Genomic DNA, 14541 nt, shown 5'->3' with positions numbered 1-14541 from the left:
CCGCGAGGTTCCCCCCAACTCCATTTCCTCTATGGTGAGTTGACCTCGCTCGTGGATGCAGGAGTCCCATGCCCGACCTGCCGACCCCCCAGGACGCCACCGAGGCCGCGCTGTTCTCGGAGTGCTGGGACGCGGTGCTCTCGTACGCCGACCTGTGCACCTCCGGCTCGCTGACGGCACATCAGCTGGCGACCGAGGCGTTCACCCTCGGCATGCGCGAGGTGCGCGCCGCCGGGACCGTGCCCGCGCGCGGCCCCGGCCGACGCGCCGCCCGGCTGCCGATGATCCCGGAGCTGCTGACCGCCGTACGCAACACGGCCGCCGGCTGGGAGGCCGACGGCGCCGGGCACAAGCTGGATCCCGACCTGAGGCTGTGGCTCAACTCCGGCCAGGCCGCCCGCTACACCGGCCCGCCGCTGCAGCGCCCGGTCGCGCTGCGCGGCCTCAGGGACATGCAGGACGCGGACGCCTCGCTGCTGTGGCTCGCCGAGGTGGAGGCGCTGCCGCTGCCGACCGTGGCCCGTCGGCTCGGTCTCGACCCGGCCGCCATCGCCGAGGAACTCGACCAGGTCCGCGGCCTGTTCCGGGACCGCTGCCACCGCGCGCACGTCGACACCCCGATGGACGCGCAGTGCCGCAGCTACGCCCGCCTGCTGGACGCGGTCACCCGCTCGCCGGCCGCCGACACGCCGGGCGACCTCTCCCGGCACCTCGCCACCTGCGTCCAGTGCGCCGAGGCCGCCGCCTGTCTGCGGCTGCACGGGGGCGGGCTGCCCGCCGCGCTGGCCGGCGGGGTCGTCGGCTGGGGCGGCCTCGCCTATCTGGAGCGCCGGCGCCGTGCCGCCGAGGTCCGGCTCGGCGTGGGCCGACCGGGCGCGGCCGAGGCCGACGGCGGCGACCCGAAGGAGAAGGAGGGCCGCAGCCGCGTCCTGCGCAACGGCCTGCTGGCCGCCGCCGTCCTGCTGTCGGTGCTGGCCCTCGGCGTGTCGATGATGCCGTTCGGCGACTCGGGCGGCTCCGCCGACTCCGGCGACGACAAGGCGGTCGCCGCCAGCGACGACCGTCAGCCGGTCGTCGACCCCGCCGCCTCCGGCACCGCCGCCGACCCGACCCCCTCCCGCACGCCCTCCACCACCCCTTCCCCGACCGCCTCCAAGGGCAAGTCCGACCGGAAGAACCCCGACCCCGAACCCCAGGGCACCTCCGCCGCCACCACCGGCAGCGGCGGTCCGAGCCGTACGACCGGCCCCGCGCCCACCTGCCGGGTCGACTACAACCTGGACAGCCAGTGGCCCGACGGCTTCCAGGCCACCGTCACCGTCACCACCGACAAGGCCCTCAGCGGCTGGCAGGTCGCCTGGAGCTTCCGCGACGGCCAGCAGGTCGGCCAGATGTGGGACGCGACGGTCCACCAGAACGGCTCCCGCGTCACCGCCGGCGCCGCCGACTACAACAAGTCCGTGGCCGCGCACGGGACGTTGACGTTCGGCTTCCTGGCGTCCTGGCAGGACAAGAACCGGGTGCCGTACGCCTTCACGCTCAACGGGGCGGCCTGCGCGACGAGCTGACGGCGGGTGCCGAGGCGTCCGCGACCGGTGCCGTGAAAATGCGTTGACGCGAGGCGCCGGAGGCGGGCTACAGTGATCACGCACGCCGAGGTGGCGTGGGTACGTACGAGCTGAGCGAGGAGGTGTCGACCGATGGCTGTCACTGTGCTGGGCGCTGCCCTCATCCAGGAACTCCTCAAGTCCACCTCCGTGGCCGCCGGCTGACCGACCTGCGCTGTACGCGCCCGCCGGGGCCACCCTTGTGAAGGGTCTCCCTTGACTTCCAGCTCCGCTGTTTTCACCGCGCTGGCTCCCTACGGCTGGGACGACGCCTGGGCCGACGCGTTCACCTCGTACGAGTCCGAGGGGCTGCTGCCCGGACGGGTGGTCCGGGTCGACCGCGGTCAGTGCGACGTGGTCACCCCGGGCGGTGTGCTGCGTGCCGACACCGCCTTCGTCACCCCGCACGACCCCCTGCGGGTCGTGTGCACCGGCGACTGGGTCGCCGTCGAACCCGGCGGCAACCCCCGCTATGTGCGCGCGTATCTGCCGCGCCGCACCGCCTTCGTGCGCTCCACCTCCTCCAAGCGGTCCGAGGGGCAGATCCTCGCGGCCAACGTCGACCACGCCGTCGTCGCCGTGTCCCTCGCCCTCGAACTCGACCTCGGGCGCGTCGAACGGTTCCTGGCCCTGGCGTGGGAGTCCGGCGCACAGCCCGTGGTCGTGCTCACCAAGGCCGACCTCGTGCCGGACCCGGTGACGCTCGCCCACCTCGTCCAGGACGTCGAGACGACCGCGCCCGGTGTGCCCGTGCTCACCGTCAGCGCCCTGCACGGCGACGGCCTCGACGTGCTCGTCTCCCTCGTCGGGTCGGGCACCTCCGTGCTGCTCGGGCAGTCCGGCGCGGGCAAGTCCACCCTCGCCAACGCCCTCGTCGGTGAGGACGTCATGGACGTCCAGGCCGCGCGTGACGTCGACGGCAAGGGCCGGCACACCACGACCACCCGCAACCTGCTGCCCCTGCCCTCCGGGGGCGTGCTCATCGACACCCCCGGGCTGCGGGGTGTCGGCCTGTTCGACGCCGAGACCGGGGTCGGGCAGGTGTTCTCCGAGATCGAGGAACTGGCCGGGCAGTGCCGCTTCCACGACTGCGCGCACGAGACCGAGCCCGGCTGCGCGGTCCGCTCCGCCGTGGACAGCGGTACCCTCCCGGCCCGCCGCCTGGAGAGCTACCGCAAGCTCATGCGGGAGAACCAGTGGATCGTCGCCAAGACGGACGCCCGGCTCCGCTCCGAGATCCGCAAGGACTGGAAGCGCAAGGGGGCCGAGGGCAAGGCGGCGATGGAGGCCAAGCGGGGGCGGTGGATGTAGCGGCCCCGGGGTGAGGGTGAGTTCCTGGCGGGCGGCTTCGGCGCCCGCCAGGAGCCGTAGTGCTGCGCCGCGAGCGATACACCTGTTTTCTATCGTTGATGATGATTACCGTCATTGATGTAGAAATAGACCATGAAGAGGCGTTTCGGCCTGTTCGAACGCAGTGTCGCGGGACAGGTGCTCGTCCTGCAGCTCGTCATCCTGCTGCTGTTCGGCGCGGCGGCCGTGACGGCCCTGGTGCTGCAGGCCCAGCAGGCGAGCCTGGCCGAGGCGCGGGAACGCTCGCTCGCCGGTGCCGAGACCTTCGCGAACGCCCCGGGCACGCTCGACGCGATGCGCTCCGCCCACCCCAGCGCGCTGCTGCAGCCCCGGGCCGAGGCGGCCCGCAAGGGGTCCGGCGTCGACTACATCGTGGCGTTCAGCCCGGCCGGATACCGCTGGACCCATCCCGACCCGCGCCTGATCGGGAAGCACGTGACCGGCACGTACGGCGAAGCGCTCGCCGGGCATCCGCACACCTCGACGTTCGAGACACCCGTGGGCCAGGCGGTGGACTCCACCGTCCCGGTCCTCGACAGCCGCGGCAAGGTCGTCGGGCTGGTGGCCGTCGGCATCACGGTCCGCAGCGTGCACGCGCGCGTGGCGCAGCACCTGCCGCTCATGTTCGGCGCCGCCGGCGGCGCGCTGCTGCTGGCGACCGCCGGGTCCGCGCTGGTGAGCCACCGGCTGCGGCGGCAGACCCGGGGCCTGGAGCCGGCCGAGCTGCGCCGCATGTACGACCACCACGACGCCGTACTGCACGCCGCCCGCGAGGGCGTGCTCATCGTCGACGAGGACGGCTGGCTGGTGCTCGTCAACGACGAGGCGCGGCGCCTGCTCGGCCTGCCCGAGGACGTGCGCGGTCGCCGCGTCACCGACCTGGGCCTGGAACCGGGCCTCGCCGCCCTGCTGGCCGACGGGCGGCAGGCCACCGACGAGGTGCGCGAGGCCGGCGAGCGGATGCTCGCGGTGAGCGTACGGCCGACCGCACCCTACGGCGGTCCGCCCGGCAGCGTCGTGACGCTGCGGGACACCACCGAGCTGCGGGCCGTGACCGGCAAGGCCGCCGTGGCGGAGCGGCGGCTGAGACTGCTGTACGACGCCATGACCGGGATCGGCACCACCCTCGACGTGGAGCGGACCGCGGAGGAACTCACCCGGTTCACCGTCCCCCGGTTCTCCGACTACGCCAGCGTCGACCTGGTCGACTCGATCCTGCGGGGCGGCCACGAGCCGGAGGGCACGATGATGCGTCGTACGGCCCTCACCGGCATCCACGAGAACCATCCGCTGTACCCGGTCGGCAAGCTCATCGACTTCGGCTCCGCGACCCCGCAGGCGATCGGTTTCGGCACCGGTGAGCCCGTCCTGGAGGCGCACCTGCCCGACCTCACCGGATGGCAGGAACAGGATCCCGTCAACGCGCGCCTGATCCTCGAACACGGCATCCACTCGATGATGGTGATCCCGCTGCGGGCCCGCGGCATCCTCATGGGCGTGGCCAGCTTCTGGCGCTCCGAGCGGCCCGAACCCTTCGAGGAGCAGGACGTGGCGGTCGCCGAGGAACTGGTGGCCCGGGCCGCCCTCGCCATCGACAACGCCCGCCGCTACACCCGCGAGCACACCACCGCGGTCACCCTGCAGCGCAGCCTGCTGCCGCGCGGCGTCCCCGAGCAGTCCGCGCTCGACGTGGCCTACCGCTATCTGCCCGCGCAGGCCGGGGTGGGCGGCGACTGGTTCGACGTCATCCCGCTGCCGGGCGCGCGCGTGGCGCTGGTCGTCGGCGACGTGGTCGGGCACGGGCTGCACGCGGCGGCCACCATGGGCCGGCTGCGCACCGCCGTGCACAACTTCTCCGCCCTCGACCAGAGCCCGGACGAACTGCTGGCCCACCTGGACGAGCTGGTCAGCCGTATCGACAGCGACGAGACGGGCGACCAGAACGGTGGCTCGGCCATCACCGGCGCCACCTGCCTCTACGCCCTCTACGACCCCGTCGCGGGGCGGGTCACGGTCGCCCGGGCCGGCCACCCCGGGCCCGCCCTCGTGCTGCCCGACGGCACCGCCGCCTACCCCGACGTGCCCGTCTCCCCGCCCCTGGGCCTGGGCTTCGGCATGCCCGTGGAGGCGCGCGAGCTGGCCCTGCCCGAAGGATCGCGGCTGGTGCTGTACACCGACGGGCTGGTGGAGGACCGCGACCGGGACCTCGACACGGGCCTGGAGCAGCTGCGCGCCACACTGGCCGGGAGGCCGGGCCGTACCCCGGAGGAGACCTGCGCGGACATCCTCGGCGCGGTGCTGCCGGCCCGGCCGAGCGACGACGTGGCCCTGCTGGTGGCCCGCACCCGGCTGCTGGACCGCGACCGCATCGCCGACTGGGAGGTGCGCGCCGACCCGGCGGCCGTGGCCCCGGTCCGCGCCGCGTGCGCCCGCACCCTGGACGGCTGGGGGCTCACGGACATCGGATACACCACCGAGCTGATCCTCAGCGAGCTGATCACCAACGCGATCCGGTACGGCTCCCCGCCCATCCGGGTCCGGCTGCTGTACGACCGCAGCCTGGTCTGCGAGGTCTCCGACGGCAGCAGCACCGCCCCGCACCTGCGCCGGGCGGCGGTCACCGACGAGGGCGGCCGCGGCCTGTTCCTGGTCGCCCGGCTCGCCGCCCGCTGGGGCACCCGCTACACGGCCCGCGGCAAAGTGATCTGGGCGGAGCAGTCCCTGCGGGCGGACCGGCACGAGCCCACGCAGACGGCCGACGACCTCCTGGACCAGTGGGACGACTCCGCCCCCTGAGGGCGTGTCTGTGACCAGCTGCACGTCCGATTTCCGCCAGCCCGCCCCGCCGCCGCGTCCCACACTGGAACACGTGATGGACGAGGACACCAGGTACGAAGCGGTGCGCAGCCGGGACGGGCGGTTCGACGGGGCGTTCTTCTTCGCCGTCGAGACGACCGGGATCTACTGCCGGCCCAGCTGCCCGGCGGTCACCCCGAAGCGGCGCAACGTGCGGTTCTTCCCGACGGCCGCCGCCGCGCAGGGCTCCGGCTTCCGGGCCTGCCGGCGGTGCCGGCCGGACGCCGTGCCCGGGTCCGCCGAGTGGAACGTCCGCGCGGACGCGGTCGGCCGGGCCATGCGCCTGATCGCCGACGGGGTCGTCGACCGCGAGGGCGTCGCGGGCCTCGCCACCCGGCTCGGCTACAGCGCCCGGCAGGTGCAGCGGCAGCTCACCACCGAACTCGGCGCCGGACCCGTGGCGCTCGCCCGCGCCCAGCGCGCGCACACCGCCCGGGTCCTGCTGCAGACCACCGACCTGCCGATCACCGAGATCGCGTTCGCGTCCGGGTTCGCCAGCGTGCGGCAGTTCAACGACACCGTCCGCGAGGTGTACGCCTCCACGCCCACCGAGGTACGGGCCGCCGCACCCCGGGGCAGGGGCGCCCGCCGGGCCACCCCGAGCGCGGGCATCCCCCTCCGGCTCGCCTACCGCGGCCCCTACCAGGCCGCCGCCGTCTTCGACCAGCTGGCCCGGGAGGCCGTACCCGGCGTCGAGGAGGTGAGCGGCACTCCCGGCGGCCGTACCTACCGGCGCACCCTGCGGCTGCCGTACGGCACCGCGCTCGTCGCCGTCGAGGAGCGCACCCGGGGGCCGAAGGCGGGCGGCGGCACGCATCCGGGCGGCTGGCTCGACGCGCGCCTGCACCTGACCGACCCACGGGACCTGACCACCGCCGTGCAGCGGCTCCGGCGGCTGTTCGACCTCGACGCCGACCCGTACGCGGTGGACGAACGGCTCGGCGCCGACCCGCGGCTCGCCCCGCTGGTCGCCGCCCGGCCCGGATTGCGCTCACCCGGCTCCGTCGACCCGCTGGAGCCCGCCGTACGGGCGCTGGTGGGGGTGGCCGGAGCGGAGGACCTGGTCCGCCGGTACGGCAAGGCGATCGACGCCCCCTGCGGCAGCCTGACCCACCTCTTCCCGGAGCCCGCCGCCCTAGCCGAGGCCGACCTCGGCGGACCGCTGGGCGCGCTGGCCGCCGCCCTCGCCGACGGCACCCTGCGCCTGGACCCCGGCGCCGACCGCGACGACGCCCAGCAGGCCCTGCTCGCCCTGCCCGGCCTGGCCCCGTCCGTCGTCGCCACCCTGCGCGCCCGCGCCCTCGGCGACCCCGACGTGGCCCCGCCCGGGGCGGACGTACCCGACACCTGGCGGCCCTGGCGTTCCTACGCCGCCCACCATCTGCGCATCACGGGAGAGTTGAGCCACTGATGGAAGCGACCTACTGGACCGACCTCGACACCCCGCTCGGCCGGCTCCTGCTCACCGCCGACCCGGACGGCGCACTCACCTCCCTGTCCATGCCGGGCCAGAAGGGCGGACGTACCGTCCAGGACGGCTGGCGACACGACCCCGGTCCCTTCCGCGCGGCCCAGGAACAGCTCACCGCCTACCTCGCGGGCGAACTCAAGGAGTTCCACCTGCCGTTGCGCACCCACGGCACCGAGTTCCGCGAGCGGGTGTGGGCCGCGCTCGACGCCGTGCCGTACGGCGGCACCACCAGCTACGGCGAGATCGCCGCCCGCATCGGCGCCCCGCGCGCCGCCGTCCGCGCCGTCGGCGGAGCCATCGGCGCCAACCCCCTGCTCATCGTGCGCCCTTGCCACCGGGTCATCGGCGCGGACGGCTCGATGACGGGGTACGCGGGCGGACTTGAGCGCAAGGTGTGGCTGCTGACGCTGGAGGGGGCACTGCCGGCCTGACACCCCCTAGGCCGACCGGGTGGACCGGTGCGGATCTTCCGGTGCCGTGTGGCGGGTGTGTGGGACGGTCGCCTGCGACGGGCACGGGAAGGGCGGGCGCAGGCATGGGCAAGGTCGGACGGGTCGTCGTAGCGCTTCTGCTCGCGGTGCTGCCGGGTCCGACGGCGACGGCCGCCGCCCGGCCCGCGACGCCGGTGTGGACCGGCAGTTGGGAGACGGCCCCCTCCGGCACCGCCCCCGCGCTGCCCGGTGCCGCCGTCCGCAACGTCGTCCACCTCAGCGTCGGCGGCACGGCCGTGCGGGTCCGGCTCAGCAACCGGCTCGGCACCGCGCCCCTGCGGCTCGGCGCGGTCACGGTCGCGCTGCGCCGGGGCGCCGGGCCGGACGCGGTGCTCGGCACGCTGCGCACCGCCACCTTCGGCGGCGCCCCGACGGCCGTCGTCCCGGCGGGACGGGATGTGGTCACCGACCCGGTCCGGCTGCCCGTACCGGTCGCCGCCGACCTGCTGGTCACCGTCCTCACCCCGGTCGACTCCGGTCCGGCCACCTATCACCGCACCGCCCTGCAGACCAGCTACCTCGCCCGCGCCGGCGCCGGTCACACGGCCGACGTGGACGGCTCCGCCTACACCACGGCCATCAGTTACTGGTACTACGTCACCGGCGTCGACGTCCTCGGCACCGGCGCGGGCAGCGTCGTCGCCTTCGGTGACTCCCTGACCGACGGCAACGGCTCCACCGCCGACACCAACCACCGCTGGCCCGACCGGCTCGCCCACCGCCTGAGCGGCCACCGGCTCGGCGTCCTCAACGCCGGCGTCGCCGGAAACCGCCTGCTGCGCGACGGCGTCGGACCGAGCGCCCTGGCCCGCCTGGACGCCGACGCCCTGGACCGGGCCGGGGTGCGGGCCCTGATCGTGTTCGAAGGCATCAACGACATCAAGGGCAGCCCCGAGGCGAACGACCCCGCCGCCTTCGCCGCCGCCTACCGCACCCTCGTCGCCCGCGCCCACGCCCGTGGCATCCGGGTCGTCGGCGTCACCCTCACCCCCTACGGGGGCTACCCCGCCTACACCCCGGCCCGCGAGACGGTACGGCAGCGGGTCAACGCGTTCATCCGCACCGGCGGTGCCTTCGACGCGGTCGCCGACGCCGACGCCGCCGTACGCGACCCGGCCGCGCCCCAGCGCATCCTGCCCGGCTACGACCCCGGCGACCACCTGCACTTCAACGACGCGGGCATGAACAGGGTGGCCAAGATCGTGGCCCGTGCCCTGGGGCCCGGCTGACCGGTCAGCCCCACAGCACCGCCCCAAGCCACGCCCCCGCGATCAGCAGGCACGCGAACAGTTCGGCCAGGACGCTGGAGCCGCCCGACCGCATCGTCGTGCGCAGCGCGGCCATCGCCTCGCCGTGCCGGCCCAGCCGCAGGCGCTCATGCAGGTAGATCCCGGCCATGAAGCCCGGCAGCGCGCCCACCACCGGGATCAGCAGGAAGCCCAGGAACGCGCCGACCCCGGCGTACACCGCCATGCGAGGGGTGGCGCCGCTCGCCCGCAGCCGGCGCGGCGGCAGCGCCCAGCGCACCACCAGCGACAGCAGCAGCACCCCGGTGGCCCCCACCAGCACGCCCCAGGCCACCGGCTGCGGATCCTGCAGCGCCCACCACAGCACCGCGGCCCACACCAGCCACGACCCCGGCACCCCGGGCACCAGCACTCCGCACAGGCCGAGCACCAGCACCACGCCGACCAGCAGGAGTTCCCACGCTCCCATCTGCCCAGAGTGCCGGAGGACGGAAGAACCCGCAGGTCACCCGGAGCCTTCGCGGGACACCCAGCCCCGCTCGTAGGCCTGCCAGCCCAACTGCAGCCGGGTCGTCACCCCGGTCAGCTCCATCAGCCGCTTCACCCGGCGCTGTACGGTCCGCAGGCCCAGGTCGAGCTGCTTGGCCACGCTCGCGTCGGTCAGCCCCGCCAGCAGCAGCGACAGCACCTCCAGGTCGGTGGTGTCCGGCCCGTCCGGCTGCTGCTCGATCACCCCGGACGCGCCCAGCCGCAGCGGCAGCGCCTCGCGCCACACCGACTCGAACAGCCCGGCCAGCAGCTCCAGCAGACCGCTCGCGTGCACCACCAGCGCGGCCGGCTCGGCCGTCCGTGAGGACAGCGGCACCATCGCGAGGGAACGGTCGGCGATCACCAGCTTGGTCGGCACCCGGTCCACCACCCGTACCCGCTCGTCCCGGCCGAGCGCTGCCGTCAGCTCGGTGAGCCCGTTCGGCAGGTCCAGCACCGCGCGCTCCACCACCACCCGGTAGCGGACCCCGCGCCCGGCAGCCTGCTCCTCCGCGTCGTTCTCCGTCCCGGAGACCACCACCGGGTTGCCGGTGACCAGCGCGCACACCTCCTCGGCGGCGCCCAGCTGGAGCTGCAGGAAGCGCTGGGCGACCGCCGAGGCGCCGGTCACCACCTCCACCAGGTCGTGCACCTCCGGCTCGGCCGCCGCCGCCCGGTACTCCTCGGCCAGCAGCGCCGCCGCCAGCTCCGCCTTCTCCAGCTCGTGCCGCTGCTGGGTGAGCAGCGCCCCCAGTGCCACCCCGGGCGGGGCCGCCACCCAGCGGCCCGGCCGCGCCGGGGACTGGGCCGCCAGGCCCTGCCGCTCCAGCCGGCGCAGCGCACGCTCGGTGTCCGGCTCGGCCAGCGACAGGCGCCGCGCCAGATCGGCCACCTCGGCGGCGCCCACGGACACCAGTGCCCGGTACGCCGACTCGTGCGTCTCGTCCAGGCCTATCGCTGCCAGCATCGGCCCACGTCCCTCCCCTGAGAACCAGCCGTCCACGCCGTACGGCCTGGCGGAAACCGGCCACGGCACAAACCCGCCGCCGCCCATCATCGCCGTACCGCGGGTGACTCTGCCAAGGTGGGGGCATCGAAGGACGTTGGCCGTGCGCCCAATTCACAGCCGCGTCCCAGGAAACCAAGCCACAATCACGCCATTCGACCGGCGCCCTCGGCGACCCGGTCGCGTGAGACGGTGACCCGGGCCCGCACGTGCGCGAGCGCACGAGGGGATGCGGGGCCGGGTCACTCACGATGTCGCCGGGCGGCCCTCCCGTGGGGGGTGGGGTCGCCCGGCGGCCATCAACCGCCGTTCCTCGTACGACTGTTCGCTCCGTCCCTCGATGCGCCGTTCGAGTCGGCCACGTGCGCCGGATTTTCCTGATGCCCCGTTTTCATCCGGCCCGTGCGGTGGACAATTAGGGGCATGAGCCAGCAGGGGGGTAGGCCCGCCCGTCACGAGGACGACTGGTGGGGGCAGCTGTACGACGACTCCACCGAGGACACGGGCCCCACGGCCGCACCCGACTCCCTGGACGACCGCTTCGCCTCGGCGAAGAACACGGTTGCGGGGCAGGGCGGGACGGCGGGGCACACCGGGGGCACGGCGCCGGGCACACCGCGCCAGGAGCCACCTCGGGAGCCCGCGGTACCACCACAGCGCGCCGCGCCACCGCCGCCCAGTCCGAGCGCGTCGACTCCGCCCAGCCGGCGCGCCCCCTGGGAACCCCCACCTGCCGACGCCGAGGTGCCCGGGGCTTGGCCGCCTGTGTCGCGCAGGGCCGACGGGCGGGCGGAGGAGGCGTCTGCATCGGCCGCGAGCGCCGAATCCGAGGCGGCTGGGGCCTGGCCGCCTGTGCCGGGCCGAGCGGACGGGCGGGCGGAGGAGGAGGCGCCCGCACCGGCCCGGAGCGCGGAAGCCGAGGTGCCCCGGGCCTGGCCGCCCGTGTCGGGCAGCGCAGAAGGGCAGGTGGAGAAGGCACCCGCGCCCGCATCCGCGCCCGCCGACCGGTCCGCCGTACCGCCCGAGGCTGACCCGACCCCCGAGGCATCCGAGCGTCCCGAGGTCTCCCGGCCCCGGGTCGCCGGCTTCGCGAGCGCGCCTCCCGTGGCCACTCAGCTCGATCTCCCCGCCACCTCCGCTCCACCCCCACCCCCCTCCTCCCTCGACTACCTCGGCTCCGGACCCCCCACCTACGACCCCGAGCCCACCGCGCTCCCCGTCGCCGATCCCGATGAACTCGGTGATCTGGTCGCCGACACCGTGCTGGACGGTGCCCGGTACGGGTCCTGGACGTTGCGGGCCGTGTCGCTGCGCGGGGACTCGGCCCGGTACCGGGGGGAGCCGCGCCGGGACGCGCTGCTCACCGCGCGGTTCGGGACGGGGGAGCAGGCGCTGGTGCTCGTCGCGATGGCGACCGGTGCGCGGGCCACGCCGGGTGCTCACCTGGCGGCGGCCGAGGCGTGCTGGCTGATCGGGCGGGCCGTGGGCCGTAGCCATCAGCGGCTGGTGGCGGACATCCGGGCCGCCCGGCGCGGCGACCTGAAGTCGGGGCTGCACCGGCTGACCGACCGCAGTCTCGGCAAGCTGCGCGCCAGCGCCGTCGAGCAGGACCTGGACCCCGAGGACTACTCGGCGAGCCTGCGCTGTCTGCTGCTGCCCGCCGACCCCGACTGCCGTACCCGGGTCTTCTTCGGTGTCGGGGAAGGGGGCCTGTTCCGGCTGCGGGACGGCGAGTGGCAGGACATCGAGCCGCGGGTGTCACCCGCCGACACCACCGGCGAACCCGTCCTGGGCTTCGGCTCCCCGCCGGCCGAGACCCCCGAGGGCGACCGCCTCACCATGGACCTCGGCATCCCGACCCCGCCGAGCCCCTACGAACCGGCCCCCGAGCCGCCCCGCGAACCCTTCCGGTTCCGTGCCTCGGTAGCCCGCCCGGGTGATGTGCTGGTGATGGGCACCGGCGGCCTCGCCGACCCGCTGCGCGGCGAGCCCGCCCTCTGCGCCTACCTGGCCCGCCGCTGGTCCGGCCGCACCCCGCCCGGCCTCGCCGCGTTCCTCGCGGACACCCAGGTGCGGGTGAAGGGCTACTCGGACGACCGTACGGCGGCGGCCGTTTGGGAGGCGTAACCGCGGCCCTTGTGGATTGATGGAACGGGAGGGGCGGATCCCGGGACATCGAAGGGGCTGACGCGAGCCATGGCCAAGCAGAACGTCGCCGAGCAGTTCGTCGACATCCTCGTCCGCGCCGGCGTACGCCGCCTCTACGGCGTCGTCGGCGACAGCCTCAACCCGGTCGTCGACGCCGTCCGCCGCAACTCCGCCATCGACTGGATCCACGTACGCCACGAGGAGACCGCCGCCTTCGCGGCCGGCGCCGAGGCCCAGATCACCGGCAAGCTGGCCGCCTGCGCGGGCTCCTGCGGCCCGGGCAACCTGCACCTCATCAACGGTCTGTACGACGCCCACCGCTCCATGGCCCCCGTGCTCGCCCTCGCCTCGCACATCCCCTCCAGCGAGATCGGCCTCGGCTACTTCCAGGAGACCCACCCGGACCGGCTCTTCCAGGAGTGCAGCCACTACAGCGAGCTGATCTCCAGCCCGCAGCAGATGCCCCGGCTGCTGCAGACCGCCATCCAGCACGCGGTGGGACAGAGCGGCGTGAGCGTGGTCTCCCTGCCCGGCGACATCGCCGACCAACCCGCCCCGGACAAGTCCCCCGAGAGCGCCCTCGTCACGTCCCGGCCCACCGTCCGGCCCGGCGACGCCGAGATCGACAGACTCGTGGAGATGATCGACGCGGCCGGCAAGGTCACCCTCTTCTGCGGCAGCGGCACGGCCGGCGCGCACACCGAGGTCATGCGGTTCGCGGAGCGCGTCAAGTCGCCCGTGGGGCACGCCCTGCGCGGCAAGGAGTGGATCCAGTACGACAACCCGTACGACGTCGGCATGAGCGGTCTGCTCGGCTACGGCGCCGCCTACGAGGCGACCCACGAGTGCGACCTGCTGATCCTGCTCGGCACCGACTTCCCGTACAACGCCTTCCTGCCGGACGACGTGCGGATCGCACAGGTCGACGTGCGGCCCGAGGTCCTCGGCCGCCGCTCCCGGCTCGACCTCGCCGTGTGGGGCGATGTCCGCGAGACCCTGCGCTGTCTGATCCCGCGGGTGCGGGAGAAGACCGACCGGCGCTTCCTCGACAAGATGCTGAAGAAGCACGCCGACGCGCTGGAGGGTGTCGTCAAGGCGTACACCCGGAAGGTCGAGAAGCACGTCCCGATCCATCCGGAGTACGTGGCCTCCGTGCTCGACGAACTCGCCGACGACGACGCCGTGTTCACGGTCGACACCGGTATGTGCAATGTCTGGGCGGCTCGTTACATCTCTCCCAACGGCCGCCGCCGGGTCATCGGTTCCTTCTCGCACGGCTCCATGGCGAACGCGCTGCCGATGGCGATCGGGGCGCAGTTCACCGACCGCCGGCGCCAGGTCGTGTCGATGTCCGGGGACGGCGGGTTCACCATGCTGATGGGCGACTTCCTGACCCTGGTGCAGTACGACCTGCCGGTGAAGGTCGTCCTGTTCAACAACTCCTCCCTGAGCATGGTCGAGTTGGAGATGCTGGTCGCGGGACTGCCCTCGTACGGCACCACGAACACCAACCCCGACTTCGCCGCCGTGGCCCGCGCCTGCGGTGCCTTCGGCATCCGGGTCGAGAAGCCCAAGCAGCTCGCCGGCGCCCTCAAGGACGCCTTCCGGCACAAGGGCCCGGCCCTGGTGGACATCGTCACCGACCCCAACGCCCTGTCCATCCCGCCGAAGATCAGCGCCGAGATGGTCACCGGATTCGCGCTCTCCGCCTCGAAGATGGTGCTCGACGGCGGCGTCGGCCGCATGCTCCAGATGGCCCGCTCCAACCTGCGCAACGTCCCGAGGCCCTGAAAGCCCGACCGGAGCGATGGTTTCCGGCCAGTTTCGGGCCGGGTGG

10 protein-coding genes are annotated in these 14541 nt (G+C 74.1%); 8 read left to right on the top strand and 2 right to left on the bottom strand.

Translation table 11 applies throughout. From position 1 onward, the window contains the following. Positions 1–68 precede the first annotated feature (68 nt). The 6 genes from CRP49_RS00685 (at position 69) to CRP49_RS00660 (ending at position 9004) form a co-directional block, all read left to right on the top strand. Positions 69–1568 carry a cellulose-binding domain-containing protein gene (locus CRP49_RS00685; protein ID WP_097251656.1) on the top strand — a complete coding sequence of 500 codons (1500 nt, stop codon included), beginning with the start codon at positions 69–71 and terminating at the stop codon, positions 1566–1568. 255 nt (positions 1569–1823) lie between these two features. Next, complete coding sequence (gene rsgA, locus CRP49_RS00680) at positions 1824–2918, top strand: ribosome small subunit-dependent GTPase A (protein WP_097251655.1); 1095 nt, start codon at positions 1824–1826, stop codon at positions 2916–2918. 132 nt (positions 2919–3050) lie between these two features. Beyond that, complete coding sequence (locus CRP49_RS00675) at positions 3051–5753, top strand: SpoIIE family protein phosphatase/ATP-binding protein (RefSeq protein WP_097251654.1); 2703 nt, start codon at positions 3051–3053, stop codon at positions 5751–5753. A 76-nt stretch (positions 5754–5829) separates the two neighbouring features. Continuing rightward, on the top strand, positions 5830–7224 hold the full coding sequence (locus CRP49_RS00670; protein WP_179851455.1) for a DNA-3-methyladenine glycosylase 2 family protein: 1395 nt from the start codon (positions 5830–5832) through the stop codon (positions 7222–7224). Then, complete coding sequence (locus tag CRP49_RS00665) at positions 7224–7715, top strand: methylated-DNA--[protein]-cysteine S-methyltransferase (protein ID WP_097251652.1); 492 nt, start codon at positions 7224–7226, stop codon at positions 7713–7715. The genes CRP49_RS00670 and CRP49_RS00665 overlap by 1 nt, the downstream gene beginning before the upstream one ends. Before the next feature lie 104 nt (positions 7716–7819). Beyond that, a complete protein-coding gene (locus CRP49_RS00660) occupies positions 7820–9004 on the top strand; it encodes a GDSL-type esterase/lipase family protein (RefSeq protein ID WP_097251651.1) in 1185 nt (394 codons plus the stop codon). Between the two features lie 4 nt (positions 9005–9008). On the opposite strand, the gene CRP49_RS00655 is transcribed toward CRP49_RS00660, so the two are convergent. Further along, a complete protein-coding gene (locus CRP49_RS00655) occupies positions 9009–9491 on the bottom strand; it encodes a DUF456 domain-containing protein (RefSeq protein WP_097251650.1) in 483 nt (160 codons plus the stop codon). Between the two features lie 36 nt (positions 9492–9527). Next, positions 9528–10517 carry a LuxR family transcriptional regulator gene (locus tag CRP49_RS00650; protein WP_097251649.1) on the bottom strand — a complete coding sequence of 330 codons (990 nt, stop codon included), beginning with the start codon at positions 10515–10517 and terminating at the stop codon, positions 9528–9530. Positions 10518–10979: 462 nt separating this feature from the next. Here CRP49_RS00650 and CRP49_RS00645 point away from each other — a divergent pair, with 462 nt between their 5' ends. Both CRP49_RS00645 and CRP49_RS00640 read left to right on the top strand, forming a co-directional pair. Continuing rightward, on the top strand, positions 10980–12683 hold the full coding sequence (locus CRP49_RS00645; RefSeq protein ID WP_097251648.1) for a protein phosphatase 2C domain-containing protein: 1704 nt from the start codon (positions 10980–10982) through the stop codon (positions 12681–12683). Between the two features lie 69 nt (positions 12684–12752). After that, the gene (locus CRP49_RS00640) at positions 12753–14495 is read left to right on the top strand and encodes a pyruvate dehydrogenase (RefSeq protein WP_094219902.1); all 1743 of its coding nucleotides are present in this window, start codon (positions 12753–12755) and stop codon (positions 14493–14495) included. Positions 14496–14541 lie beyond the last annotated feature (46 nt).

It is taken from the genome of Streptomyces sp. Ag109_G2-15, from assembly GCF_900215565.1.
Lineage (GTDB): Bacteria > Actinomycetota > Actinomycetes > Streptomycetales > Streptomycetaceae > Streptomyces > Streptomyces diastatochromogenes.
This window is presented reverse-complemented; position numbering and strand designations above follow the sequence as displayed.